A 25,993-nucleotide genomic window follows, 5' to 3' on the forward strand; every position below is an offset into this window, starting at 1 on the left:
CCACAATTTGACCGTCGTGTCCTCGCTCGCGGTGGCCAGTAGCGTGCCGTCCGGGCTGAAGGCGACGTCCCGGTCCCGGGCACCACGATCACCTACTCCGCCGTCGGCTCGGGCAACGGCATCCAGGACTTCCTCCGCGGCGAGGACGTGGCCTTCGCCAGCTCCGACGCTGCCCTGAAGCCGGAAGAGGCCGAGCAGTCCAAGGAGGTCTGCGACGGAGGCAGTGCCATCAACCTGCCAATGTCCGCGAGCCCGATCGCGATCGGTTACAACGTCCCCGGCGTCGAGAAGCTGGTGCTGGACGCTCCGACCGTCGCCAAGATCTTCAAGGGCGACATCAAGAAGTGGAACGACCCGGCGATCGCCGCGCTGAACAAGGGCGTCACGCTGCCCGACACGGCGATCCAGGCCTTCCACCGCTCCGAGGACTCCGGCACCACGCAGAACCTCGGCAAGTACCTGGGCTCCACCGCCAGGGCCGAGTGGCCCTACGAGGCCGAGAAGAAGTGGCCGGCCCCGGGTGGCCAGGCCGCGTCCGGTTCCTCCGGTGTCGCCGCGCAGGTCAAGCAGGTCGCCGGCTCGATCGGTTACTTCGAGCTCTCCTACGCGACCTCGCAGTCCATCCCGACCGTGAGCATCGCGACGGGCGCTGCCGCCCCGGTCGAGGCCACGTCCGAGAACGCCTCCAAGGCCATCGCCGCCGCCCAGATCAAGGGCACCGGCAAGGACCTGGCCCTGGCCCTGGACTACACCACCAAAGCCGAGGGCGCCTACCCAATCAGCCTCGTCACCTACGCAATCGTCTGCGACAAGGGAAACAAGCCCACCAGCCTGAAGACCCTCAAGGCTTTCTTGCACTACACCGTCAGCGAAAGCGGCCAAGCCTCTCCGCTGAAGCAGGGCTACGTCCCGCTCCCCGCCCATCTTGCAGAGAAGGTCCGGGCGGTCATCGCGACGCTCGCCTGACCCCGCGCCCCAATGCCCCACACCAACTGGCGCGGACAGATAGCAGTCGCGCTGCACGCGATCCAGGATCGCCCCCACGCCCCGCGGACTGAGCCCCGTTGGTTTTGTTCACCAGCTCGTGACAGTGGTTGTTCACGAGTTCGGGAGGCGGTCCGACCTGCCCAGCGTCGATGCTCACGAGGACGGGAGGCACCGCGCGGCGACCCCCCTCCCCCGTGGGGCGGATGCGGTCGCGACCTTCGGACGATGCCCGGACACCGGATAGGTGGCGACGATCAAGGCGCATGCCATCACACGCCGAGATCGGAGCCTCACCATGCTGAAGTGGACCCTGCGCGCCACCGCCGTCCTCGCCATCGTCGCCGCAATCGCCACCCCCGTCGCCGTGCCCGCACCCGAAGCAGCGGTCGCTACACCAGCTGTCGCCGTCACCGCGCCCGCACCCGCCCCCGATGCCCCGAGGGCGGAGCTCACCTCCGCGTGAAGGGGAAGGCGCGTTTGGACTATCACGTCGCCTTCTAGGATGCCCGGGGCCGCCCGGCCCTCTGGGGTCGTTCTCCCGGACGGGCACACGACAGCCCTGGCGTCATGACCGATTCGCCCCAGCTAACGGCCGAAACCAGTTGTCCCATGGCGTCCGAGCTGGGATTCCGGCCCAGTCGCTGGTCCAGGCGGAGCGCCCCGAGCCCTGTGAGGGCGAACGACCAGGAGGAGTGGCCCGGCTTGCGAGGAAGGCCCGGCGTCGGCAGTCAGAGCACTGCGGACCGTTGCCCTGCGGAGGGTGTGATCCCATCTTCTGGACGTGGTGCGAGCACTCCCCGCACGAATCGCAGTGAGTACAGGCCGACGAAGGCGGCCGCCACGGCGACGAGTACGTACAGGGTCCACTTGGTCCCCTGGTCCGCGGCTGCCGAGACGATCAGCACCACGATGGTCGCGAGCTGGCCGAAGACACCGAACAGCGTGGCGTAGGCGGCAACCACGAGGCCCCAACCGTGGGCGACGGGCTTGAAGCGCCTGGAAACGTTCCCCTTCTCGTCCTCCTGCTCCGGCCAGCCCCAGTAGCACGATGCGGAGTAGACGATGGGGGCGAAGAGGATCACCCCGCCGTAGAGGAGATTCATCCCTAGGAACTGACTAAGGGAAACGCCCGGTAGCCAGTCCGCCAGGAAGCCGGTAGTGCTCAGCACCGTGCCAAGAAGCGCTCCCAGCGCGGTGATGTTCGTCAGCCAGCTGTCCTTGACCGACCACGGGGAGTCGATGTCCAGCGGCTTCTCCTCCCAGCCCTTCTGCGGCTTGCCGAAGAAATTGGCCGGCACGATCATCAGGAAACAGACGATGAGAGCGAGAGCGGCGGCAGCCATGAGCGCGGCGGTGTACTCCGGCTCGCGTTCGGCTCCCCGGGTGAGAGTGAACCTCGTCGTCGCCGGAGGGGTGTTCGACGCCGAAAGGACGAGGGTGCCCTCTCGGCCCACGCATTCCTCGGGTACCACCAGGTCAATGACCACGGCTCTGGCCTCGTTGACGCCGAGGGCCTTCGCCTGGCCGGTCTGCAAGGCCATGACGGCACCGGTCCGAGTGCAGACCTGGTCGTTCTCACCGCCCGTGGCATCGAGATACGCCGCAATCACCGGTGTGACGCTCGCCGGTCCGGAATTGGAGATCACGAGCGGCAGAGGTCCGTGGAGGTGGTCGCGTTTGCCGTGATCGTCCAGCTCGACCTTCGCCGACTCCGGTCCCGTGATCGAGAGTCCCCCGTCGGCTGCCGCGGTCGCTAGGGCCGTCAGCATACCGAGCGCCAGCGCCACGCCGCCCAGAACGCCAGCCATGAGGCAACGCGCAGATCGTGGTCGGGAATAGAGATGTGCCATCACAAGTGCACTAAAGGCGGCCAGCCATCTCGAACGCCCGTGAAACGCCGAAGCCGTTGTCAACGGCGCGAAACTCACCCCGATTGGTGGCTCAAGGTGATGCCCAGCGGTTCGAACGACTCCGGCATCTGCGACAACTGCGTCGGCGTGCGTATCCGATGCAACCGGCGGCGGTCGGATCAACGGAACCGTGGTTGGCGCTAAGAAGCCCAGGAGGAAGCGGTCGCACGGCACGCCGGCGTCTGGCCGTCTTCGGTCCGGTGGCGCGGCGATCCAGCCCCGGACGACGGGCCAGGTCGACGCCAGGCACCCCGCCCCTCATGCCTGCCCCAGGTGGTGTAGCTGCGGTCCAGGTGCCTGAGGCTCTAAGAGGTCCTAACAGAAGCTGTCGTTCGTGTGACTGTCGGTCTGGTTGCTCGTTGGTCTTGTCGTGGGGAAGAGGGAGTCGCGGCCGTGGATCGTCTCGGACGAACTGTGGTCGCTCATCGAGCCGTTGTTGCCCGAGCCGGGTCCGAAGCTGGTCGAGGGCAGGCCGCGGATACCGGACCGGCAAGCCTTGTCCGGGATCCTGTTCGTGCTGCACACCGGCATCCAGTGGGAGTACCTGCCTCAGGAGCTGGGCTTCGGCTCGGGCATGACCTGCTGGCGGCGCCTGGCCGCGTGGAACGAAGCCGGCGTGTGGGACCAACTGCACCTGGTGCTGCTCAAGAAGCTACGGGCCGCGAAGAAGCTGGACTGGTCACGGGCGGTGATCGACTCCTCCCACGTCAGGGCCGCTCGGCGGGGCCCAAAAGCGGTCCCAGCCCGGTCGACCGCGCACGGCCGGGCAGCAAGCACCACGTCCTCACCGACGGTCAGGGCATCCCGCTCGCGGTGTCTCTGACCGGCGGCAACCGCAACGACGTCACCCAACTCCTGCCCCTGCTCGACAAGATCCCTGCTGTCGCCGGTGCCGTCGGCAGGCCCAGACGCCGACCCGACGCACTCCTCGCGGACCGCGGTTACGACCACGACAAGTACCGCCGACTGCTGTGGCAGCGCGGCATCCGTCCCGTGATCGCCGAACGAGGACAACCACACGGCTCTGGCCTGGGCGTCTTCCGTTGGGTAGTCGAACGCACCATCGCCTGGCTGCACGGCTTCCGCCGACTGCGGATCCGCTGGGAACGACGCGACGACATTCATGAAGCCTTCCTCGGCCTCGCCACCTGCCTCATCACCCACCGACACGTCCAACGCCTTTGTTAGGACCTCTAAGCGAGCTCTTCACCCTCTCCAGAACTTCGACCGTGCACCGCGATCTCACGAAGTTGAACAGGTCATCGAACCGGCGGCCGGAATCGGCCACCGTCCAACGGTGAAGCTTGGTCTGCATCTCCAGTACCCGGCCCCGAGGACCCGGAGCTCCGCCATTCGGCGGGGCATCTCCGGAAGTTGGCAGACCACCCGAAGGGATGACCTGCATACGCACCGCTTCCGGCCCTGATCCACCAGGTTCGAGCCGGTGTCCGATTGAGAGACGTAAAACGCCGGTTCCTCGCGTACTCCTCTCCACCACGCTTGCCGGACCCGCCCCATCTGGCAGTACTGGACACGACCCGGCGTTGTCAGGGCCGCTCTCACCCTCCCCGGCATCACCCGGATCAGGCTGCCCTCAGCTTCAACCCCACTGCTGCGAAAGGGAGTTGGTGCAGGTCTTCCACCTCCACTCGAACCAACAGCGCCTCACGGCGCAAATGAAAGCGCAGTCAGACCCCTTCAGTTGGCCACTCTGGCGCTCAGCTTCTTGTGCAACATGGCGCGTTGAGTGCGATTGGGCAGCAGAGTCGGGGATCCGCCGAGCGACGAAAGTCCTCGCGGAGTTACCTGTCCCACTTTTCAGCCGCGGATTGAACAACTGACACGCCGCGACCCGTAGACCTCGACGACAGGTGCCCAACCTGCAGACCGGCGAGTGAATGAGGTTCGCACATGCCAAGGATCCTGCTGCACAATGCCCAGCGCCGCCTTGCGACTCAGGCCGGTTGCCCGGCCGGGTCGGGGAACCGGGCTTCCTTCCGGCGACTGTCCCACTGAGCGGTCGATCCCATGGACTACTGCGTACCTTGCCGCCGCACCCTCAACGGCGCGGTGACGTGCCCGGAATGCGGGGCCTACGACAACGGCATGGCACCGCTCAGCGACTGGGGTAGCGGCGCTCCGGAGGTCGACACGGCGGCGATGGAGGTCCTCTTCGGTGAGGGGCGGGACTCGGCCGAGCCCCGCGGTGTTCCCTCCTCCCATACCCCCTCGGTCCCGCGCGCCTCAGTCGCCGCCGACGTGCCCGAGGACCGACGCCACGGCTCGCCTCGCTGGAAGCAGCACGGCGTTCGGACTCTTGCCGCGGCCACTTTCGCCGTGCTCGGCGGCCTGGCCTCCGCATCGCTGGTGCCTCACTACTCCGCAGGGCTCCCACAAGCGGCACCGAACCCGAAGCTGGCAACCCCGGACGAGCCCCAGGCCCACGACACCAGGAAACCGCCGACTGCCTCGCCTGCACCGGAACGTCCGGCCACACACCCGGGCAGAGGAACGGCCCGCAACCGGAACGGCGGTGTCACTCGGCGTCCCGACACGACGTCCACGCAGCGGGAATCACCCGCCCCACAGGCGTCCCCGGCCCCCGCCAGTCCGCCGCCGGTCAAGGCCAGGCCGACCCCCGGCCCGTCCTCCGGCCGCCCGAGCCAGGCGCCCTTGCCGCCGCCGACTCCGGCCCCGAGCCCTACGACAAGTGCCGACGCCAGCGCCTCGCCGACGGGCAGCCCCACACCCATCACCCCGGGTGAGCCGACGACCGATGCGCGGAGCGAACTGGCGGGCCCGTTGCTGCCGGGCCTGATCGCCGGCGGGGCGGACCGTGGCATCTCTTCACTGTGAGGGTGACGGTCGGAGCTGTCGAACACGGTGGGGGCCTGGTCATCGGCTGCCCAGAAGTCGTCGACCAGTGGGAGGACAAGGCCCCTCGGCGTGCTGTAGGAGCTCACCTAAGAGGTCGTTTCATCCTGTTGTTTCATCCCTGAATGCGGCTTTGGTGTGCTGGTGTCGGGTCTCGCCAGGAGATGGTGCTCTCTCCGGTGAGACGGCGGGCCATCAGGGCGGTCATAGCGACGTGGATCATGGCTTCGGAACGGTGTGGGTGGGTTTCGTAGTCGCGGGCCAGGCGGCGGTGCAGCATCAGCCAGCCGTAGGTCCGCTCCACCGCCCACCGCTTCGGGATCGGGGCGAATCCCCTGGTCCCGGGGGTGCGTTGGACGATTTCGAGGTCGATGCCGAGGGTGGCGGCGTGCTCGACGAAGTGCTTGCGGTAGCCGCCGTCGACCCAGACCTTGCGCAGGCCAGGGTGATCGGCGGCAGCCTGTTCCAGCAGGGTGCGGCCGGCCGTGGAGTCCTGGACGCCGGCCGCGGTGACCAGTACCGCCAGCAGCAAGCCGAGGGTGTCGGTGATGATGCTGCGCTTGCGGCCTACGATCTTCTTGCCCGCGTCGATGCCCTGACTCCTCGCGGGGACACTGGTGGAGGTCTTGACGCTCTGCGCGTCGATCACGCAGGCGGACGGGGCGGCACCGCGGCCTTCCTGCTGGCGCACCAACTCCCTCAGCAGACCGTTGAGTTAGGCGAAAACACCGTCCCTTTTGCCACCTGGCGAAGTAGCCGTACACATCTGATGCGGTGGGAAGTCGTGCGGGAGATAGGCCCATTGGCATCCGGTGCGGTCCACGTACAGGATCGCGTTCATGATCTCGCGCAGGTCATGCCGTGGCGGCCGACCGAAAGTCCAGGGCCCGGCCTCGGCGTTCGAAACGCCAGGCGGACAGCACCGGCTCGATCAACTCCCAGCGGGCGTCGGACAGATCACTCGGATACGCGCGACGTTCCGTCATGACCCGGGCATACCGCCGCCCGGGGGGCGTGCGCCCAGGCGTTCCTGCCGCGTCGAAGCACGGGACAGACCGGGGCGCCCTCGAATGAGACAGGCGCAAGCACACCTCCACCCCAGCCGTCACACCACCAGCCTCACTAAGAAGAACCGCCTCCACAGACTCACCAGCAGCACACCGCGACGCTGCACAAATGACCTAGAGCACCGCACTCAAGATGAAAACGACCTCTCAACTTGTTCTTTAATGGTCTGACCTGGTCACGTTCGGCGATGGTCTCGGGCCGCCTGACCGTTTTACCCACGTCGTAGTGGGTGGCGGGGTGACGGTTCTTCGAGCCGAGCGGTCTGCCGGGACCGGGCCGGTTGGGTTTCGGTGCACGGGCCGGGCAGGGCAAGTTCGGGCGGAGGTTCCTGAACCCCCGGCGGACACGGGCGGGGGTGAGTCGGCCGGGCTCGGCCGGCTTCTCCCAGGGGCGGCGGAGGTCAGCGGCCAGCGGCCGGGCGAGGCGAAGTTGGGTGTGGGCCGCGATGACCAGCCAGGTCCAGCGGTCCGCCGCCTCGGGGGTTCGGAGCTTTGGGCGGGTCCAGCCCAGCGTCTGCTTGATCATCCGGAAAGTGTGTTCCAGGTCGAATCTGCGCAGGAACGCCTGCCAGCGCAGGTCGACGCCCTCGTCCGACAGACCGGTTGCCGACGACCACAGCCAGACGGGGAGTGGATCGTGTCCGCCGGGCAGGCGGTCGACCTCCAGACGGATCAACGTGCCTTCGATGACGGGGAGTTCGCCGGTGTGGTCGATCCACGCGGAGCGGGTGGTCAGACGAGGATGGATGCGATCCCAGGCCATCGCGCGAGCGGTGCCGTAGCGGTCGGTGAGCTGCACCGTCGCGGCATCAGGCTCGCCCCAGGTGTCGGGCTTGGCGAAGCGGAATTCCTTGCCGTGCTTCGGCGGGCGCCCGCCTTGCGGCGGCGAGATCCAGGGGACCGGGACGGGCTTGCGCATCGCTCGGTCCGTGCGCATCCGCCCCAGGACTTCCACCGGCAGTCCTTCCAGTAGATGGGCCATGCGCGGAGCGTCGTAGCCGGCATCGAAGACGACCAGGATGTCGCGATCACCCGCTTGCCAACGGCTCATGTCGATGAGGTCTTCGACCACCCGGCGGACCTGGGCAGCGGTGACCTCGGCGACGTCGTCGGCCGGCCCCAGCCGCAGCGCGTCCAGGATCTGGCACCACGAGGTCCGGCCCGACTCCAGCACAGCGACGAACGAGTAGGGCCAACCGGGCACGAACTGGTCCGAGGACCGGCCGCTGCGGCCGTAGACGTGGCAGAACAAGCGGTCCGGGCTGGTCGGTGCGTCCGGCCGAAGCCAGTGGGTGACGTCCACCGCCAGGACCAGACGCCCGTCGGCGGCCTCGGGCTGCGGCAGCCCGGCCAGCACCTGCCGCAACTGCGGCACATCCACGTTCCCGCAGTTGAGCGCGTCGTACATCGCGCCGTGCCCGCGCCGGTGCTCGGCCGTCATTGTGAGGTCCACCGGCGTGGTCACCGGGCCGTCCGCGCACAGCAACGCGTCGGTCAGCTCGAACAGCGTGTCCCCGCGCATGGGCAGGCAGTCGAAGAAGTCGTCCCGGAAGTGTGACGCCACCGCGAACGCTTCCCGCCGAACGTCAGGTTGCAGCAGACTCATTCCCCCACGGCCTTTGTACTGATCAAGTGCCTCTGGTCGGAGCACAGGATCAGACGAAGGCCGTGTTCACGTCCCCAGAATCCTCATACGAGCGAGTGCGTTCGAGGCATCGTTCGAGGTCAGACCATAAGGAACAAGCTTAGAGACCACGGTTGCTGTGTGGAGCGTCCGGCGTCAATGACCGCCGTAGGCAGGTCCGTCCTTGATAAGAACAAGCTGAGAGCCCACGATCGCTACGCGCTGCCGCCAGATCGGCGGCCTGCGGGTCGCCTGAGTTGGGAAGCCGTCCTTGTGCGGCTCAGTGGGTAGGGTTGACGAAGTCCAGGGCCTCACGAGCCAGTGCGTCCCAGCTGAGCTCCGAGCCGGGGTCCAGGCTGAGCCACTCGCGCATGAGCCGCCCGTGCCCCGGGTCGAAGCGCTCGCCCTCACCGGCATCCACCAGCTGGTCGACCCGGGCCCGCGGGAGCTTCACCACCAGACGGCCCTGCGCGAGCATCGCGAAAATCTTCCCGCCGACCTTGAGCGCAGCAGCGCCGAACTTTCCCTCCCGTCCCGGCTCATCGCCAGGGATGGTCACCCCGTCCAGCTCCGCGAACTGCGCGACCAGCTGCTCGTACCGCTTCTCGGGAGAGACTGCCCGCCGTCGCTGCATCGGCTCCTCGACTCATTCCGGCCGGTGCGGGGTCTCCTGCCGACCTCCGACATCTCGGTGCCCGGCAGCCTACTGTTGTGACCAGGCAGACCATAAAGAACAAGCTCAAAGCCCGTTTCCGAACAGCACTTGGGCGCTACGCCCGCTTGACGCGGTGGCGCCCTACGGCGATACGGAACCTACTCGGGCGGGATGTCGGGCCGGTTCGCCGCAGCGAGTGCTGCGCGCACGAGTTGGAGATCGACTTTCGGCACGGCGAGGTCCCAGCGCCGGCCGGCCGCGTAAACGACGATCATGCAGAAGCGAGGGTCCCCGGGGTTGAAAGTGCCGGGCCAGGCGTCCCTGCCCGCTTCCTCTACCTCGAACGGCGGATCCAAGGGCACACCGGAGCCGTAGCCCGTAAGGACCCGATAGCGACCCCACCGACGCCTCCGGGTTCCTGGAGCCCGCGATGGCCTCGGTGCTTGCCCTGGCCCGGGTTGACGCCGTTCGAGCCCGCATCCCTGCCTTGGGTAGCAAGTTCGCACAGCTGTACCCGACCCAGCAGGCCGCCGTCATCGAGCGGCGGCCCTCCGCCTACTTCACCGACTTCCGAGATGGAGCCGGCCGACGCCGACGTCTATTTCGGCAAGATGCTTCGCGGCGCCAAGCCTTCGACGCGGACCGGCCGGGCCGGTGCGCTGGCGGTGTTCGCCGGATGGCGCGAGGAGCTGGTGACCTGCCGCAAGTTCGGCCCGGCCGCTCGCAACTACGCAGTCGCCCGACTGGCAGCCGACGTGGGGACCCGGCCGCCGCCGCGAGGGTCTGCGCATGGGTCGCCCCGCCGGGCAGGTACGGGACCGCGTCCAGCTCGACCGCGCCGTAGGCCCAGAACGTCATCCGGAGCCGGTACGGCCGGTCCTTCGCCCTCAGCGTGCCGGCCGTGCCGTTGCGGGGGTTGGCGAAGACCTGCGCGTTTCGCCTGCTGTGATCAGGGGGACCGTACCGGTTGCAGCGAATATCCACCGGATTGCTCCGATGTGTCCCTACAAAGCCATGTCGTGAGCCGGGCTGACCGCTGCGACGGCCCCGACCCGACCCGACAGCTCAGACGGCCCCGGGCCCGGACGCGGTGGCGCGTCCGGGCCCGGGGGTACCAGCGACCCTTGACGGCGGTCAGCCGGTGTTGCCGCCGCGGTTGTGCCAGGCGCGGATCGCCCCGCCGTCGTAGATGACGACGTAATCGGCCTTGCCGTCGCCGTCGACGTCGCGGAACGTCGTCTTGTCACCGGGGTAGCCGGTCTCGTTGACGAAGTACAGCTCCTTGATGAAGCTGCCCGCGCCGCCGCCCCCGTTGTTGATGTAGGCGTGGACGGCCCCGGTGCTGCCGACGATGAGGTAGTCGTCCTTGCGGTCGCCGTTGACGTCGGCGAGCCGCAGCTTGTCGCGGGAACCGCCCTGGACGCCCCCGGCCCAGTTCAGCCACTCCTTCCAGTGGATGGTGCCGTCGCTGTCGGGGGTGTTGACGTAGGCGTCGACGGCCCCGGTCTCCGTGACGCGCAGGAAGTCGGCGCGGCGGTCGCCGTTGATGTCGGCGAAGCGGATCTGCTCGCGGGTGGCCCCGCGGACTCCGGGGGCGATGACGCCCAGGTTGCGCCCGAAGTACGGGAGTTGGTCGTCGTCGCCCTGCCGGCCGTCGTTGAGCCAGGCCGTCACGGCGCCCTCCGGGCTGACGTACAGGTACTCGTCGCGGCCGTCACCGGTGACGTCGGCGAACCGTACGCCGGCCCCGAAGCCGGCCGGGCCCATCGGCGGGAAGAGGCCCCGCCCGGGCGTGGGGTTGACCCAGTGTGGGTGCAGCAGGTCCGCCCCGGGGGTGTTGAAGGCGGCGCACACCGAGCCGTCGTCACCGACCTTGACGTAGTCGGCGCGGCCGTCGCCGTTGATCTCGACCAGGTCGGTGCGCCCGGTGCAGGTGTTCATGCCGGGGGCGATGACGCCGATGGCCTCCCAGCCGGGCCCGGCCTTGCTGCCGTCGTCGTCAGCCGAGCCGCAGCCCTTGCCGGTGCCGCTCCGGGGGTCTTCCAGCCAGCCGTCGGCCGCGGCCTGGGCGATGCCGTCCAGGAACACGTCCGCCATCTTGCGGTAGCCGGTGTCGTTGGGGTGGGCGGGCTGGGCGAGGTCGGCGGTGGTCACCGCGCTCATGTCGAGCAGCGCGACGTGCTTGCCGCGGTCGCGGAAGCCGCCCACCACGGAAGGGAGTTGGGCGTTGTAAGCGTCGATCAGCGGTTGCAGGCCGGGCTTGGTGGCCGGGACGAGATCGGCCACGAGCACGGTCGCCTCCGGGTCATCGTCGAGCACCTGGTCGATCAGGCTCCCGAGCCGGGCGGGTGCCGCCTTGACGTCGTGGTTCTGGTTGAGGTCGTTGGTCCCCGCGTGGAGGGTGACCACGTTGGGCCGCTGGGCGGGCACCGAGCAGTCCGCGGCCTTCGCGATCTGGTCGATCCGCCAGCCGGGATGGCCCTCGTTGTCGCCGTCGGGCATCGCGCCGGTGCGCAGCGAGCCGACGAAGTCCACCGACTTGGCCGCCCGCTTCAGGTCGTCGTACAGCGGCGCCCGGTAGCCGGCGCCGGTGGAGCTGCCCACACCGGCGGTGATGGAGTCGCCCAGCGGCATGACCGTGATGGCCCGCTTGCTCAACTCGGCGGTGCCGCGGGGCGCGGCCGGGGAGCCGGCGCCGGTCCCGCATACGGTGTCGTACGGCTTGGACCACTCGCGGTGGAGGGTGGCGGAGGAGTCGAAGAGTTCGACCCGGTAGGGCCTGATGTCCCCGGGGCGGAACCAGCCGAGCAAATCGGCTCGATGGAGAACAGGAATCCTTCGGCGTTCCGGTCTACACCACGGTCGTTGCGATTCCCGCGCCACGGCGTACCGCTGATGAACCAGAGGTCGCGGAAGGTGCGGGCGTTCAGCCTCTCGTGATCCCACCTGCTTGACGGCCTGTCGTACACGTAGCAGGCGACTTTGGCCTTGTTGTACAGGTGCACGTCCTTCCGGCAGGTGCCGCCCCAGAACCAGTCGTTCCAGATGAGCTTCTCCGCAAAGGGGTGTTCGGCGTCGATCTCCCAGACGCAGTGCACCTGTCCGCCGGACTTGAGGTTGGGAAACTCCTTGTCCTCCCACGTGTTGCCGTCACGGACGCAGGTGCCCTTGATGACCCAGGCCTGGTAGCTGGTCTTGCGGGCGTACTCCCGCGAAGCGAACCGCCAGATGTCCTTGGCCGGGTCGGGGGCGTCGAAGGACGGCATCTCCACGCCCGCCTCGCGCAGCCGCATCTCCAGGGTCTTGCCGCCGCGCTCCCGCGCGAGCTGCTCGGCCGTGCCCTTGACGCTGTCCTCCTCGCCCGCGCACTTGCCGGTCCTGCCGGTCCAGAAGTAGTTGGTGCTCGGGGCGCTGTCCAGGGCCCGGCTCACCTCCTCCTGGGTCGGGATGTCCGCGGCCGCGGCCTGCGGTGCCAGCGCCAACAGCGAGGCCAGCAAGGCCAGTACGAGCAGGGGAACGGGCAGGGCGCGGCCGCCCGGGGGTCTGGGAGAACTAGTCACAAAGGGCATGGATGGGTCCTTACTTGCCGGTGGGGTGACGGAACGTCAATCAGAAATGGGGGAAGGGGCGTTCGCCGGCGCTTCCGCCGGTGTTCAGGCGATCCCACACCAGCACGATCGGTGCATTGAGAAGCTGGTGGACGCCGTCGACGCGCGATGAAGTCCCGTTCCCCATTCTGCGGCGCACGCCTTTGCCGGCTCGGTGGGTGCCGCAATCGGTGACACACCCTCTCAGGACTGCCTGCCGTTGTGCGTGTCCCTGCTCGCAACCACCATGTCCGTGGGGTTCGCCGACCTCATCGGCTTGCCTGTGCGCCTGCGCAGCAGTGGCGCGACCGTTCTGTGAATGATGAAGTACTCGGCTACGCCAGCGGATACGAGGATCGACGCCCACACACTCGTGGTGTAGATGTCGTCGAAGGCCAGGGAGGGAAACGGGCCCTGAAGGGCCACGCCGAGACCGAGGAAGGCCCGGAGCGCGACTGCAGCGAAACTCAGGGCGTAGTTGCGGATCAGCCAGAGCCGGTGGAGTTGGATCTGGCCCTGCCGGATGGCGCGGAAACCCTGGAAGAGCGTGTACAACCAGGCAGCGGACAACAGGTAGAACCCGGCCTGCACGGAAATACCGTCGACGGAGAAGGTGGTCGCCAGGAGGGCCGCAATTGCAGCGACGACGACGCTCGTCATGTACACGTAGCCAAGTGTGCGGTGAAGGCGCGGACGCCGAGCCTGCAGCCTCGTCGCGAATTGGAACGGCCCGACCAGCAACAGCAGACAGGCGGGAAGGGCGTGCACCACGATCGTCAGGTAGTGCGCCGCTACAACCGGGTTGAGGGGGATCCGGCTCGCCGACGCGTCGCCGGTGAGGTAGTTGGCGCCTGAGAACACCGCGGTGCCAACGGCGGAAACCGCGACCGCAGCCCAGGCGATCCGCCTCCTGCCCATACGGGAAACGGAAAAGGTCATTACAAGCTCCTGCTCGGCCGGATGATGCAGCAAGCCTCCCCCACCCCTGGCCACGGCCGCGTCAGTGAGAACTACGTAGAACGACCGTCTACGCAATACTCAACGCAGGAGTTGACGCAGCTCGCGACGAGACGAGATGCCGAGCTTTCGGTAGGTGTTGCGCAGATGCGTGTCGATCGTCCGCGGGCTCAAGAACAGGGCTGCAGCGACCTCCTTGGATGTCGCACCGCCGACGACCTTCCCCACGATGAGCCGTTCCTGGGCGGTAAGCAGTTCAAGCGCGTTCGTCTCATCCCGGCGAGGGCGCTGCCCGGTTGCCTCCAGTTCACGCGCCGCCCGCTCGGCGAACGCGGTCGCGCCCGCCCCGGTCAGCGTCTCGTGTGCCGCCTGCAGCTCAACGCGAGCATCGCCGCGGCGGCCGACGCGGCGCAGCCACTCGCCGTACATCAAGCGTGCGCGGCCGTAGTAGCCTCGCACCTCGGTCCGGGCGAGCAGGTCAATGGCCTCGCAGTAGCAGGCGTCGGTGCTCTCCGCAGCGGGATCGAGCAGTGCCTGCGCGAGCCGGTGCCTGGCCTGGGCCCAGGGGGTTCGGCCGGTCCGCGCCAGGGCCTCGAGCCGGGCTATGACCGCGGTGCATTCCTCTGGCTGTCCGCCTCGGACAGCCGCCTCGACGAATTCCTGATCGAGGCTCCACACCACGTAGGCACCGTCTCGTTCCTGTTTCCGGGAAGCGAGCCCCGCTTTCAGGGCCGCGGGGTAGTCAGCAAGCCCGTTGCACAGCACAGCCGTTGTGTATAGTTCGGCGACCACCTCGTCACGGCCGACGCGCCCAGGCATCGTGGCCCGCAGTTCGCGGACCCGGTCCGCGTCTCCGCGCCACCCAGCCAGGATGAGTTCGGCGAAGGAGAGGCTGACGGTCCCTGTCGCTTCGTCGATCGCCAGGGCTTCTTCGAGACATGCGGCTGCTTCCTCGGGCCGGCCGAACACCGTCAGAGTGATCGCCCGGACCCGCAGAGCCTGAGGCATCAGAGTGAAAGCGCCCTGTTCACGGGCCAGCTTCACCTGCCGGACGGAAAGTGCCTGAGCTGACTCGTCATCGCCCAGATCGAGTGCCATCAGGCAGGCGAGTTCCATCCACCAGGGGCTCGTGGCAGTGCGGAATGCGGCCACCGCCCGCCGCATCGTGGGCACCGCGTCCTCAACTGGCTCCAGTACCTGGTCGAGGAGTGCATCCAGCAGCAGGTCGACCGGGCGAGGCGCTCCTCCTCTGTGCGGTACCTGTTCGCGGATACGCACGCCGAGTTGCCGCAGCCGCCCCGGCAGTCGAACGACGAACATCGACGAGGAGAACGCCTCCAAGTAGGCCTCTCTGGCCCGGTCGGCAGGGAGGCCGGCCGCGGCGTCGACGAGCGCGACGGTGGCATCCGCGCTTCGCGCGACGTGAAATTCGATCAAGGCTTGCTGCAATTGGGCATCGGCGCGGTCGGCAGGTGCCAGCGGACGGCGCTCGGCTTGTGCGAGTAGTTCACGAGCCTGGGCGGGGGCGCCGGAATTGAGCCTCGCCCGGGCCGCAGCGAGGAGTCGCTCACCTTGGCGGGCGGGATCGGGGGACAACTGTGCCGCGCGTTCGAGGAACGCCGCGGCCGCGGACAGACCGCTGCGTCGCTGCGCACGCCCTGCGGAGCCGACCAGCTCCGCGGCCACGTCCTCATCCGTGTCGATCACCGAGTGCGCTCGGTGCCACGCGCGGCGGTCGGGGTCGGCCTTGGCATCAGTGGCCTCGGCGAGTGCGGCGTGGACCCGCCGGCGCGTGCCAGGGGTGGCCGACCGGTAGGCGCCCGATCGCACGAGCGGATGACGAAAGCGGAGCCGGGGGCCGAGACTGATCAGGCCTTCATCCTCTGCAGCGGTCAGCTCGGCTGGGTCCAGGGCGAGCAGACGGGCGGCGCGGCCCACCAGCCCGAAGTCGCCGACCGGTTCTGCGGCGGCGAGCACCATCAGAGATCTGGCCGCAGGAGGCAGTGCCCGCACAAGACGGGTGTACCGGTCCTCCAGCGCGTCCACCACGGTGCCCCGCGGCCCGTCGTCCCTCCCGCCGGGCAGACCCAACGGACCCGTGCGGTGACCGAGTTCCAGCAGCGCCAGCGGGTTTCCGCCAGCTTCGGCCAGGACTCGTTCGATTACCTCACCGTCCAGGTCCGTGTGTGCGGCCGAACGCAGCAGTTCTCTGGCTTCCGCATCGTGGAGGCCTCGCAAGGTGAGGCGTGACAAACCGCTGAGCCCAGGACCGATCGACGGAGCCCGCTCGGCGAGCACCACTGCGATCCGCACCGCGGTGACGCGCCGCGCGACAAAGCCCAGCACCCGCCGGGTTTCAACGTCGGCCCATTGCACGTCGTCCACCGCGCAGCACACCGCCTGGGCTCGGGCCGCCTCGTGCAGCAGCCCCAGTACGGCAAGGTTGATCGTCAGCGGGTCCGGGGCCGTCCCTCCGCAGAGACCAAATACCGACTCCAGCGCCTGCCGTTGTACCGCCGGCAGGCCGTCGCGATACGTGATCACCGGCGCACAGAGCTGGTGAAGCGAGGCGTAGGGAAGATCCTGCTCGAACTCGGTGCCCGAGGCGCGCAGGACCAGCCATCCGTCGAGCCCGCCGACCGTTGTATCGATGAGCGCCGACTTGCCTATACCCGCTTCACCGGCCACTACCAGGGCTCCGCCGCGCCCGTCTGCCGCTGCACGGATCAGGTCGCCCAATGTGCGCAGCTCGTCCTTTCGGGCGACGAACACCATGCCGTCGTTCTCCTCCTAGGGCAGTGTCGAAGGCTGTAACTTAACGGTCGTAGGAGCTCGCCGCTACGGGAAGGAGCAGGCCGGTGTCGGCCGCTTCGGCTCCAGGGCCGACGCACCGCCTTGCTCTCCTCCCTGATGCCCCCACCCCGCTGTCAGGGCCGGCGCCTTGACCGCGGCGACCGGCACCGGCGACACGCTCACCCCGTTCGCGGTCGAACACCTGCCGTTCATGAGGCCGGACTATTCCACCATGACCACCCCGGCACTGGTCATCGCGGGCGGCAAGGACGACTCGCCGATGTCACGCCGGGACCGGAGCGGTGGCGTCGTCGGCGAGATGCTCATCGAGAGCGCCGCCTGGACGGCCTTGGACGGCGGCTGCGCCGCCTCCGACGGAGCCTGGACCATTCACAGCAAGTGAACGACGGCCGGCTGAGGCCGCACGGCTGCGTGTTGCCCCCGAGCACTGCGCCGATGGTCCTGCCAGCAAACGCAGCCCCTAGCGTTACCCAGTGCAGCAGCTATACGAGAGCAGGGCCCTTCCGGGTGTGGCCCGCTCCTGGCGTCAGCCGGCCGGGCACTTCTCACGCCACCTTGATGACGACCTTGCCCGAAGTGTGACCGTTCTCGATGGTGGCGAGAGCAGCCGGGGCGTCAGAGAGCGTATGGACCGCGGTGATCACGGGGGGCGAGGACTCCGTCGAGGGCCAGCCGGGCTGACCGCTCCAGGTTCTCGCGGTCGAGGCGACGCTCAACGAAACGCCCACCGAGCTCGGGCACAGACAGATCACCCACAGCGATGACGTTGCGGGGATCCCGCGCCAGAGGAGCGACCGTCCGCAGCGAGGTGCCTCCGACCATGTCGACGATCCCGTCGAAGCCGTCCGGAACCAGGTCGCGTGCCGCGGCGACGACGTCCCCGGTGGTGTAGTCGATGAACTGCACCCCGGCGGCCTCGGCGTGCTCACGCTTGGCGGTACTCCCTGTGCCGATCACGCGCAGCTCGCGCTTGGCGGCCAGCCGGGCGACGGCGAGGCCAACCCCGCCGCCGACCCCGTTGACCAGAATCGTGGCACCGGCCGGGAGACCGAGTTGGTCGAGCACATCCACTACAGTCGTCCCGGCCACTGGCAGCGTTGCTGCCACGGTCATGGACAGGCCTTCCGCGCGCGCGGTGTTCGGTGCGGACAGCACGGTGGTCTCGGCGTAGGTGCCGCCACCGGTTAGCGCAAAGCCGAAGACTCCGTCCCCCACCTCGAGCCCGTCTACATCCTCGCCCAGGGCGAGAACGGTTCCTGCTGCCTCCGTGCCCAGCACGCGAGGAAACGGACGCCACCCGTCGAGCCCGGCGACCAGACCCGAGCGCAGCAGGTGGTCGAGCGGATTCACGCCGGCGACCTCAGCTTGTTCCTTTTCTTCCGGTCTCGAACGGCGTCCCGAACTTGATCACTCAGGAGGGAGTTCGGCGGACGTGGGGGCGGCCTCCAGCTTCACCCGCCCCAGATGGAAGGCGGCGATGTCCTCGCTGCAAGGCACCCTTCATCGCCGTGCCCGTGGTCCGCATCGGCGGCCGGCGCAGCATCTCCAGCTCCGAGAACCGCCTGCCCTCAGGGGTCTTGAGCGTTGCCACCAGGTCCCCGGGCAGAGCCGGATCGGCCCGCCGCGCGGCCTTGGCGACCGTGGTGTGCAGTCGCTTGTCCGCGATCCGCCGGACCTCGGCGACCTGCCGGGCCAGCACACTCACCCCAGGCAGCAGCACCCGGTGCCGGCGCAGCCAGCCCACCGCGTGATCGAACAACGCCTTCGGTCCCTCAGCGTGCGCCGTCCAGGCCCCCCCGTGCAGGAACGCCCGGAACTTCCGGCCCGCGGCGTGGTCCTCGTAGAGGTGGTACCCATACGCCTCCCGAATCTCCCACGCGTGCTCGTACTGCGTCGGCTTACGCTCGGTGTACCGCTTGATCTGGGAAGCGTCCTCGATCTCCATCTGCTCGGCCAGATGCTCGATGACCAACCACGGCACGGCCAAGGGGTCCTCCAGGAACAGCCCGATATACCGGACCGTGCACATCTGGAGCGCGAATCCGAGCCGGTTGTGGTCCCCACGCCGCTTCGCGATCAACTTCCGGTCCTCGTCGTCCAGGAAGAAGAACCGCTCCAGCTCTGGCCTCGTCGGCTCCTCGGCGAACTTCCCGTACGCCTCGGCCTGCTCATCAGTCAGAAATTCCACCGGCATGCGGCGGACGGTAGCCACCCCTCGACAGTGATCGAGGATCTTCCTCCGAACCCCCGCACCAAGCCGATCACCTGTGCTAGACGACCAAGATCAAGCGCTTAGCGTTACTGGCTGTTTCGCTGGTCCCCACGGCCGTCAACGGGACACTCCCGCTTCCTTCTGCACGACACAGCGGCATCTGCCATGCGCGGATGAAGCAACACGACCTGCGCGGGACACGCTCTCTGCGGAAACAAGACTGGGCCTGGACGGAACAGCGAGATGTCGGCGATGACGTCCTGCATATGGCGGGGCTGCAGTCTCGCGATGAGGTCTTGCTGCCCACTTGATTCAATTTGGAAGCAGCCCAGGACGTTGCCGTTGCGGATGAGGCCGAACGTCGCCGCGTCGTTGAGGTCGACGTGGTCGGGGCTGTCCAGGTCGAGCTGGCGGCCGATGGTGCGGCGGATCTCGGCGACCGCGTGGGCCATCGCCGACTGCATCCGCACGCCCAGGACGTCCAGTTTCAACAGCCCCCAGCCGTCGATCTCGATGTCGTCCTTGTCGGCCTGCAGCATCGGATAGCCGCCCGGGGTCGGCTGTACGGGCAGCCGGTCGAGCAGCGTGGCGTTGGAGAGGATCACGCCGCACGGATGCATGGCGTAGCCGCGGGGCAGGGCGTCGAGGCCGGCGGCAAGCTCCCACAGCGGACCGAACTGGTCTGCTTCGGCGGCAAGTTGCCGCAGCTCGGGCAGTTCCTTCAGGGCGTTGGGGATGTCGATGGGTCCTCAACGCCATCGTGCTCTGGACGACGCGGTACATCGACGCCGCCGTCGCCCAGCTCCAGGCTGAGGGACACGAGATCAGGGAGGAGGACATCGCCCGGCTCTCCCCGCTCAAGCACAAGAACCTGAACCTGCTCGGCCGCTACAGTTGACCGCCAGCACCCTACGCCCGCTGCGCGACCCGGACGCGCCGGAGCCTGGACGAGGACGACGACGGGGCCGGACAGGACTAGGGGTAGCCGACCAGGGCGGTGATGAGCTTGCGGGCCCTCGCCTTGGTCAGCCGCTTCGCGGCCCGTCGCGCAACGTTGCCGGGGAGTGCGCGGCGCGATGTCGCTGCCCTTGATCACCTTGGCGAACTCCGGCCTCGAGGAATATCGGTAAAGCCGTTGGCGCCGAGAACAACCCTGGTCGACTAGGACAGTCCGGCCGATCGCGCCGGGGCCCTTGGCGAACTACGGCGGCCAGCCGCCCGCGACCAGTGTGCCGAGGGCCGTGCGCTGGTGGGTGACCGAGCGGCCTGTGCGGGTCGTCGTCGCCATGCCTGCCGATCTGAGCGCCGCCGCAAGGGATGAGGCTGTCGCGTTGCTGACATGGAGGGCGCGGGCCAGGGATGTCGTGGTGTGAGGATTGGCGAGGAGGCGCAGGGCGTCGAGCCGGGTGCGGCCCAGGACGGCGGCCAGGGCCTCGGCGGGGACGGCCGGGCGCCCCGCGGTGGGCGGGAGCCCAGGACCGGCTGGGTACGTCAGGACTGCGGGACGGCCCGGGTGGTCCTGAAGAAGTGGACCCGCCGGGTGGTGGAAGGTCGGCAGCAGAACCAGGCCGCGCCCGTCAAGACAGATATCCCGGGCCGGCGCTGCGCCGGGCCATTCCCACACACCCTCGTGGAGACGGCTGTCCGGGGCCAGGCCGGTCAGCGTGGCGGCCACGCCGTGCTCGGCGACAGCCAGGGCATAGCGGGTGAACTCCTCACGGTGCAGATCCTGTACGACGGACCAGACCGGGGCGAGGACCGTCTCATACGCGGCCTGCTGGGCACGGTGCAGGGTGCGCCAGGCCGTCTCGTCGCCCGCGTGCAGGCCGCGGACCCAGCGAGGCACGGGCACCGCCCCGTAGACCCGCTCCAACTCGGAGCGGACGAGGCCGGGGCTGGTGGCGCGGATCTGTTGGAAACCGTCGGCCATGGTGTCGCCGAGGACATCGAGGAAGGAGGGCGGGCGGCCTGCGGGAACCAGGTCCGCAAGCGGGTCGGTGGCGGCCGGGAGGGAGCGCAGGATACGGCCGCGCCACGGTGCGAACAGCGGCCCGCCACACCGGGTCACGGCTGTCGTCAGGGCGGCGTGCAGCTCCTGGAGCGGCGCCGGGCGCGGTGCGAAGCGGATCCGGGCGAAGTCCTCTGCGGTGAAGTGGACTCGCAGCACCCGCACAACTCCTCGTCCTGGGCCAACCTTTCGGCGGAGGCCTGAACCTTCACGTCGTGACGGCACCCACCCCAAGGATGTTCGTATGACTTCTCGACGCACTCTTCTGAAAGGCACTGTATTCGGCAGTGCCGCCGCTCTGCTGCCCACGGCTGCGTCCGCCTCCACCGGCGGCCCTCTCCTCCGGCTGCCCACGCCCGCCGGCCCGTACCCCGTAGGCATGCAGACGGTCCATCTGACGGACCCTGCCCGTACCGACCCGTGGGTGGGCGGCGTGCGGGAATTGATGCTGACCGTCCTGTACCCGGCCCGATCGGTACGCGGCTTCTCCCGTGCCCCGCAGCTCACCCCGGACGAGGCCGAGGTCTTCGCCGAGTACGCGCCGCGCGTCCACCCGGGGCTGCCGGGGCCGGGAGCAGTGGACTGGGGCGCCGTCCTCACCCACGGGTACGTGGGCGCGCCGCCGCTGCCCGGGAGGCGTCCGGTGCTGGTGTACTCACCGGGCGGCGGCGACTCCCGCACGCTCGGCACAAGCCTCGCCGAGGGCCTGGCGAGCCACGGCCGGGTGGTCATCCTCGTCGACCATCCCGGTGACGCTTCTCAGGTGGAGCTGCCGACCGGGATGCGGACGACTGTCCTGATCGGGCCGCCGGACCCGGCGACCTTCCGCACGATGGTAGACACCCGGATCGCGGACCTCCGCCTGGTCCTGGACCGGCTCAGCGGCCTGCCGCTCGCCCCGGTCATGGACTCCTGCCGGATCGGGTTGTACGGGCACTCCGCAGGCGGCACGGCGGCGGTGTACGCAGCCCGTGGCGACCGCCGGGTCGGCGCGGTGGCGAACCTCGAGGGCTATCTCGATCTGTACCCGACACCGGCCGGCTTCGAGCAACCGCTGCTGCTGTTCCGCACCGACGGATTCGACGGCACCGCCCGTATCGAGTCCTCCTGGGCCAACCTGCCCGGCCGCCGCGCGCTGCTCGCCGACGCGAACCACTGGGCGTTTACCGACTACGGCTCGCTCGTCCCGCGACTCCAGACCACCGGTCTCGTAACAGCGACGGCGCGGGACGCGCTCGTCGGCACCGGCGACCCGGTGGTGACAGTCGCTGAGGTACGGCGCAGGGTGGGGACCTTCTTCGCCCGCCATCTGTTGTAGCGGGGACTATGAGCAGGCGGCCAGTGGCCTGTTGCGGCCGCACAACAGGGCGTCGGTCGCCTGTCGGCAAACGATGGCGAGCTCAAGCCGTCAACGCATCACCGCTGTTCAGGAGGTCACTGTAGACCTCTGCCGGAGTGCGGTAGCCGTGGGTCTGGCGTGGTCGGTGGTTGAGCTCGTGGGCGATGGCGTTCAGGTGGGCCTGGCTGAACGTGCGGAGGTCTGTTCCCTTGGGGAGGTACTGCCGGAGCAGTCGGTTGGTGTTAGCAGCACGTCAGCAACCAGCTGCTCGTCCGCGAAGTCGTCGGTGGCCACGACCAGGACCACGATCGTGGGACGTACCGAAGCGAGCAGGCCGGTGAGCTGCGCCTGCGGCACGATCTCGTTGATCCGCGTTGCCACAGCGCCCTGCATCAGCTGCATCAGAGTGCGGTACGCCGTGTTTTCGCAGAGCACGTGCAGCCGCATCCGGGCATCCAGCCCAAGCGGCTCTACTCGTGCGGCGAACTTCGAACCGAAGCGCCGGAGGCCACCAGGCCGTCCCGTCACCGAACCACTCGGGGTGCGCCAGGGTCCGGTCGCCGGGTCTCGCTGTCCCTCATCAGGATGCCTCCGCATCGCTCAGGGCCAGTTCCTGGGCGAGGTGGCGGGCGCAGAGCTCCGGGTCGGCAGGGCCTCGCGATCGCACGGCAGGCCTTCCACGCGCGCCGCTCCATCCAGGCTTCGTCGGCGCCGACCGCCGCGGTCCGGACGCGTTCGGCCATCCTCGCGGCGATCGCCTCCCCGAGGCCGAGCGGGGTCGTGCGCGGTTCCAGCGGTGCTGTCGCGTGCGGGGATGCGTTGGACTGCCGACATCGCGGTGGCGCTTGGTCTTCGGCCGGCGCCGAACCGGTCAGAAACTGGCTCTAACTCCCGTGACCTGTGCGAGGGTTCTCGCGCACAGCTGTTGGCAGGACCGACGGGGGAGCACGAAACCATGGACCGGTTAGGCCCTGGCGATCCCGTGCGCATCGGGCCTTATCGTCTTCTGTCGCGGCTCGGCGCGGGCGGTATGGGACGCGTGTATCTCGCGCGCGAGGATGACGGCGGGGCCGATGCGGCCACCGTGGCGGTGAAGCTCGTCCGCGCGGACATCGCCGACGGCCCCGAGCGGGAGGCGTTCCGGCGCCGGTTCGCCCGTGAGGTGGCCGCCGCTCGCCGGGTGAGCGGCGAGTGGACGGCACGCGTCCTGAGTGCCGATACCGAGGCCGAGGTGCCGTGGGTTGCCACGGAGTACGTGCCGGGACCCACGCTCCGGGCCGTCGTACGGGGCGACTTCGGCCCGCTCCCCTCCGCCTCCGCACACGTCCTCGCCCACCGGCTGGCACTCGCCCTGGACGCCATCCACAGCGCGGGCCTCGTGCACCGGGACCTCAAACCGTCCAACATCCTGCTCACCGTCGACGGGCCCCGCGTCATCGACTTCGGCATCGCCCACGCCGTGGACGCGTCCCTGGACAGCACGATCACCCGCACCGGATCCCTGGTCGGGACCCCGGAGTTCATGTCCCCGGAGCAGGTCAGGGGGGAGCGCGTCACCTCCGCCTCCGACGCCTTCTCCCTGGGCAGCGTGCTCGTGTACGCCGCCACCGGGCGCTCCCCGTTCCAGGGCGAGGGCAGCGGAGTCCACGCACTGATGTTTCGTATCGCCTACGAGGAACCGCAGTTGTCCGGCGTTCCCGAGGTGATCGCTGAACTCGTACAGCACTGCCTGTCCAAGGACCCGGCTGAGCGGCCGACCATTCCGGAGATCGTGGGCCGCACCCGCCGCGCCCCGGCCGGTGCCTGGCTGCCGGCGGACCTTCTGGCCCGCCTCGACCGGGTGGCCGCGCGCCCCCTGCCGCAGGCTCCGCGACGCGGGGAACCAGAACACTCCGAGATCCCCAGCGAGCCCGACTTTCCCGAGCTCTTCCCCGAGGTCCTCGAACCGGTCCCCCGCCGCGATCCGCTCGACGCGCCCGAGGCGGGGATCACCCCTCCGGCGATCCGGCGGACCCCGCCAAAGCCCGCGCCCACGCGGTCGGAACGGGTCAAGCGATGGCTCACGGCGGCTCTCGTGCCGGTGGCCGGTGTGCTGTCGGTGGCGATGGCGACGCCAGCGGTGGGGCTCTTGTTCGAGGAGGACGCGGGAGTGTTGGCCGACGCCCCCGAACAGCCGAGTTCCATGCGTGAAGACGAGATCCTCGGGCAGGGCGAGGCGTATACGGCCAGCGTGCACGGCTACGGAGTTCAGGAGCCGTTCCTGCTGCACCTCACTCTCCAAGGACGCAACGGCCCTGAGTACATTGCCGCCGCGGCGAACGCTGTGTGCACGGGCTCGTTCGGCGACGTCGGCTCGACGGCGTACAGCATGGACCTCGCGCGTCCCACCGTGCACGTGCTCCTGCCGAAAGGGCTGCCGAAAGACCGCTGCCCCCCGGTTCGGGCGCTTGTCCGTGGAGTGGCCGCGAGAAGGCCAGCCAAGCTTGCTCTGGCATAAGTCCGCCAACGAGCGCGGCCACCTGTCTCAGGCTTTCCCCGCCGGAGCTCCCATCCCGGAGAAGTTCCTCGGCACCCGCCAGGCGCAGGGCTGGACCGTGACCGTGCAAGCGGAGACCGTCGGCTCCGCCGCGGTCACCGGCATTGGCGACGGCGACTTCTCGGGACGGCATTGTGAGTGGTCGGCCGTGGTCCTGGTCGTATCGCCGTACAAGTACCTGCGGACCGCTCCCGCGCAGCTGGACCCGACCAGATCGGACCCGGGCTGCAAGGCCCCGCAAGGCCCCCTCGTCTACTGGCCCGCGGGCGCGAGGAACGCGTTATTGAAGGCGGGAGCGTTCAACCCCTCCAGCAGCAGCCGGAGCACGCCCGGCGAACGTGTCCACTAGCTAGGCCAGAGGAGCCGCAGGCCGCCAGCACTGCCCCTGCCCGCAACGTGGTGGAACGGTGCTTCGCGGCCTGCGCCGCCCGGCTCGGAACCCAGCCGTCCAGGGCTCCGCAGCAAAAGACGCTCGGTGTGCGCTCATCACAGGGACGCTACCGGCGGCGGCGTCCTTGCCAGCGCCAATTTCCCTGAGTGCGCGGGGCGTTGGAGGCGAGGTCGTGGTGTCGGTCCTTCGCGGTCTTCGTCACGGGGCACTCTCAGATGGAGCAACATCATCAACAGCCCCCGGACGAGTCCTTTTGGGTGGCCGCGCCGGGAGGAAAGACCTCTAAATGAATCTTGTCCAGTTACACGTACACGAGACAGGATCGTGGCATGTCCAGCGACCGTTTCATGCGCATCCACAGCCCCGAGTTCCAGGCCATGGCCGAGAGGGTCCTGCGGGTCACTGAACTCACCTCCCGCCTGAACGTCCTGCCCTTCGAGGACGAAGCGGGCAAGGCCGAACTGTTGGAACAGATCCTCGGCAGGCCGCTGCCGCCGAGAGTCACGATCTATCCGCCCTTTTACACGGACCACGGTCTCCACCTCGACCTCGCCGAGCGCGTGTTCATCAACCAGAACTGCACGTTCCTGGACTACGCCGGCATCCGGCTCGGCGAGCGCGTGATGGTCGGCCCGAAGGTCACGTTCATCACCAGCGGCCACCCGGTCGATCCCGAGGAGCGGCGGCTGTACCTCACCGGCGCGCCCATCGACGTTGCAGAGAACGTGTGGATCGGTGCCGGTGCCACGATCCTGCCCGGCGTCAGCATTGGCCGTGATGCCGTGATCGCCGCTGGCGCGGTCGTGGCCGATGACGTTCCACCGGCAAGCCTGGTGACCGGCACAAAAGCCACCGTGCACCGACGGTGGTGACGACCTCTCCGAAGCCCCACCAACCGCAGATCCTGGGATGAAACACCAGGATGAAACGACCTCTAAGCTTGGCGTTTAACGTTGGTGAGCTTGATGTTCCTTGATCGACTCGGCGCGTTTGACCGTCTTGCCGACGTCGTGACGCGTGGCCCGGTGCTTG

At 68.7% G+C, this 25,993-nt stretch carries 17 protein-coding genes and 8 pseudogenes; 10 read left to right on the top strand and 15 right to left on the bottom strand.

The window, feature by feature from the left end; translation table 11 throughout:
* Positions 1-6: 6 nt before the first annotated feature.
* Positions 7-126: pseudogene (locus ACH4YL_RS37145) on the bottom strand (WD40 repeat domain-containing protein); the annotation flags it as partial.
* Between ACH4YL_RS37145 and pstS the strand changes: the two are divergent.
* Both pstS and ACH4YL_RS37155 read left to right on the top strand, forming a co-directional pair.
* Positions 79-966, top strand: a pseudogene (pstS, locus tag ACH4YL_RS37150) (phosphate ABC transporter substrate-binding protein PstS); the annotation flags it as partial. The pseudogenes ACH4YL_RS37145 and pstS overlap by 48 nt on opposite strands.
* A gap of 316 nt (positions 967-1,282) precedes the next feature.
* A complete protein-coding gene (locus tag ACH4YL_RS37155) occupies positions 1,283-1,450 on the top strand; it encodes a hypothetical protein (RefSeq protein WP_398511941.1) in 168 nt (55 codons plus the stop codon).
* A gap of 265 nt (positions 1,451-1,715) precedes the next feature.
* On the opposite strand, the gene ACH4YL_RS37160 is transcribed toward ACH4YL_RS37155, so the two are convergent.
* On the bottom strand, positions 1,716-2,795 hold the full coding sequence (locus ACH4YL_RS37160; protein WP_398511942.1) for a hypothetical protein: 1,080 nt from the start codon (positions 2,793-2,795) through the stop codon (positions 1,716-1,718).
* Positions 2,796-3,267: 472 nt separating this feature from the next.
* On the opposite strand from ACH4YL_RS37160, the gene ACH4YL_RS37165 reads away from it, so the two are divergent.
* Together ACH4YL_RS37165 and ACH4YL_RS37170 are read left to right on the top strand one after the other, a co-directional pair.
* Positions 3,268-4,085 (top strand): IS5 family transposase gene (locus ACH4YL_RS37165; protein WP_398511943.1). Its coding sequence is split into 2 segments (ribosomal slippage): positions 3,268-3,625 and positions 3,625-4,085, totalling 819 coding nucleotides; the frame shifts between segments, so codons are not numbered across the junction.
* A gap of 918 nt (positions 4,086-5,003) precedes the next feature.
* A complete protein-coding gene (locus tag ACH4YL_RS37170) occupies positions 5,004-5,753 on the top strand; it encodes a hypothetical protein (RefSeq protein WP_398511944.1) in 750 nt (249 codons plus the stop codon).
* Positions 5,754-5,886: 133 nt separating this feature from the next.
* Here ACH4YL_RS37170 and ACH4YL_RS37175 read toward each other — a convergent pair.
* From ACH4YL_RS37175 to ACH4YL_RS37205, 7 genes and pseudogenes are all read right to left on the bottom strand, one after another.
* Positions 5,887-6,757, bottom strand: a pseudogene (locus tag ACH4YL_RS37175) (IS5 family transposase).
* Positions 6,758-6,917: 160 nt separating this feature from the next.
* Positions 6,918-8,444, bottom strand: a complete 1,527-nt coding sequence (locus ACH4YL_RS37180; RefSeq protein ID WP_398511945.1) for an NF041680 family putative transposase — start codon at positions 8,442-8,444, stop codon at positions 6,918-6,920.
* Between the two features lie 298 nt (positions 8,445-8,742).
* Positions 8,743-9,096 carry a hypothetical protein gene (locus tag ACH4YL_RS37185; RefSeq protein WP_266486143.1) on the bottom strand — a complete coding sequence of 118 codons (354 nt, stop codon included), beginning with the start codon at positions 9,094-9,096 and terminating at the stop codon, positions 8,743-8,745.
* A 1,155-nt stretch (positions 9,097-10,251) separates the two neighbouring features.
* The gene (locus ACH4YL_RS37190) at positions 10,252-11,751 is read right to left on the bottom strand and encodes a GDSL-type esterase/lipase family protein (protein ID WP_398511964.1); all 1,500 of its coding nucleotides are present in this window, start codon (positions 11,749-11,751) and stop codon (positions 10,252-10,254) included.
* 20 nt (positions 11,752-11,771) lie between these two features.
* Positions 11,772-12,686, bottom strand: coding sequence for a hypothetical protein (locus tag ACH4YL_RS37195; protein WP_398511946.1), 915 nt, complete (start codon positions 12,684-12,686; stop codon positions 11,772-11,774).
* Between the two features lie 222 nt (positions 12,687-12,908).
* A complete protein-coding gene (locus tag ACH4YL_RS37200) occupies positions 12,909-13,643 on the bottom strand; it encodes a DUF2306 domain-containing protein (protein WP_398511947.1) in 735 nt (244 codons plus the stop codon).
* A 99-nt stretch (positions 13,644-13,742) separates the two neighbouring features.
* A complete protein-coding gene (locus ACH4YL_RS37205) occupies positions 13,743-16,436 on the bottom strand; it encodes an AAA family ATPase (protein ID WP_398511948.1) in 2,694 nt (897 codons plus the stop codon).
* A gap of 142 nt (positions 16,437-16,578) precedes the next feature.
* Between ACH4YL_RS37205 and ACH4YL_RS37210 the strand changes: the two are divergent.
* Positions 16,579-16,857: pseudogene (locus tag ACH4YL_RS37210) on the top strand (chlorophyllase); the annotation flags it as partial.
* Positions 16,858-17,090: 233 nt separating this feature from the next.
* On the opposite strand, the gene ACH4YL_RS37215 reads toward ACH4YL_RS37210, so the two are convergent.
* From ACH4YL_RS37215 to ACH4YL_RS37225, 3 genes and pseudogenes are all read right to left on the bottom strand, one after another.
* Positions 17,091-17,825 carry a zinc-binding dehydrogenase gene (locus tag ACH4YL_RS37215; RefSeq protein WP_398511949.1) on the bottom strand — a complete coding sequence of 245 codons (735 nt, stop codon included), beginning with the start codon at positions 17,823-17,825 and terminating at the stop codon, positions 17,091-17,093.
* An 84-nt stretch (positions 17,826-17,909) separates the two neighbouring features.
* A pseudogene (locus tag ACH4YL_RS37220) lies at positions 17,910-18,669 on the bottom strand (DUF4158 domain-containing protein); the annotation flags it as partial.
* 236 nt (positions 18,670-18,905) lie between these two features.
* A pseudogene (locus tag ACH4YL_RS37225) lies at positions 18,906-19,427 on the bottom strand (DNA polymerase III subunit alpha); the annotation flags it as partial.
* A 5-nt stretch (positions 19,428-19,432) separates the two neighbouring features.
* Between ACH4YL_RS37225 and ACH4YL_RS37230 the strand changes: the two are divergent.
* Positions 19,433-19,666, top strand: a pseudogene (locus ACH4YL_RS37230) (Tn3 family transposase); the annotation flags it as partial.
* Between the two features lie 222 nt (positions 19,667-19,888).
* On the opposite strand, the gene ACH4YL_RS37235 reads toward ACH4YL_RS37230, so the two are convergent.
* On the bottom strand, positions 19,889-20,854 hold the full coding sequence (locus ACH4YL_RS37235; RefSeq protein ID WP_398511950.1) for an ArsR family transcriptional regulator: 966 nt from the start codon (positions 20,852-20,854) through the stop codon (positions 19,889-19,891).
* Between the two features lie 85 nt (positions 20,855-20,939).
* On the opposite strand from ACH4YL_RS37235, the gene ACH4YL_RS37240 reads away from it, so the two are divergent.
* Complete coding sequence (locus tag ACH4YL_RS37240; RefSeq protein ID WP_398511951.1) at positions 20,940-22,013, top strand: alpha/beta hydrolase family protein; 1,074 nt, start codon at positions 20,940-20,942, stop codon at positions 22,011-22,013.
* An 82-nt stretch (positions 22,014-22,095) separates the two neighbouring features.
* On the opposite strand, the pseudogene ACH4YL_RS37245 reads toward ACH4YL_RS37240, so the two are convergent.
* Positions 22,096-22,278 (bottom strand): annotated as a pseudogene (locus ACH4YL_RS37245) (transposase); the annotation flags it as partial.
* Positions 22,206-22,631 carry a DciA family protein gene (locus ACH4YL_RS37250; RefSeq protein WP_398511952.1) on the bottom strand — a complete coding sequence of 142 codons (426 nt, stop codon included), beginning with the start codon at positions 22,629-22,631 and terminating at the stop codon, positions 22,206-22,208. The pseudogene ACH4YL_RS37245 and the gene ACH4YL_RS37250, both read right to left, overlap by 73 nt.
* A gap of 358 nt (positions 22,632-22,989) precedes the next feature.
* On the opposite strand from ACH4YL_RS37250, the gene ACH4YL_RS37255 reads away from it, so the two are divergent.
* The 3 genes from ACH4YL_RS37255 (at position 22,990) to ACH4YL_RS37265 (ending at position 25,833) form a co-directional block, all read left to right on the top strand.
* Positions 22,990-24,531 carry a serine/threonine-protein kinase gene (locus ACH4YL_RS37255; protein ID WP_398511953.1) on the top strand — a complete coding sequence of 514 codons (1,542 nt, stop codon included), beginning with the start codon at positions 22,990-22,992 and terminating at the stop codon, positions 24,529-24,531.
* Positions 24,518-24,919: a hypothetical protein gene (locus ACH4YL_RS37260; RefSeq protein ID WP_398511954.1), complete on the top strand. Its 402-nt coding sequence runs from the start codon at positions 24,518-24,520 to the stop codon at positions 24,917-24,919. The genes ACH4YL_RS37255 and ACH4YL_RS37260 overlap by 14 nt, the downstream gene beginning before the upstream one ends.
* Before the next feature lie 371 nt (positions 24,920-25,290).
* Positions 25,291-25,833, top strand: coding sequence for a DapH/DapD/GlmU-related protein (locus tag ACH4YL_RS37265; protein ID WP_398511955.1), 543 nt, complete (start codon positions 25,291-25,293; stop codon positions 25,831-25,833).
* Positions 25,834-25,993 lie beyond the last annotated feature (160 nt).

The organism is Streptomyces sp. NPDC020681, assembly GCF_044334895.1.
Classification (GTDB): Bacteria; Actinomycetota; Actinomycetes; order Streptomycetales; family Streptomycetaceae; genus Streptomyces.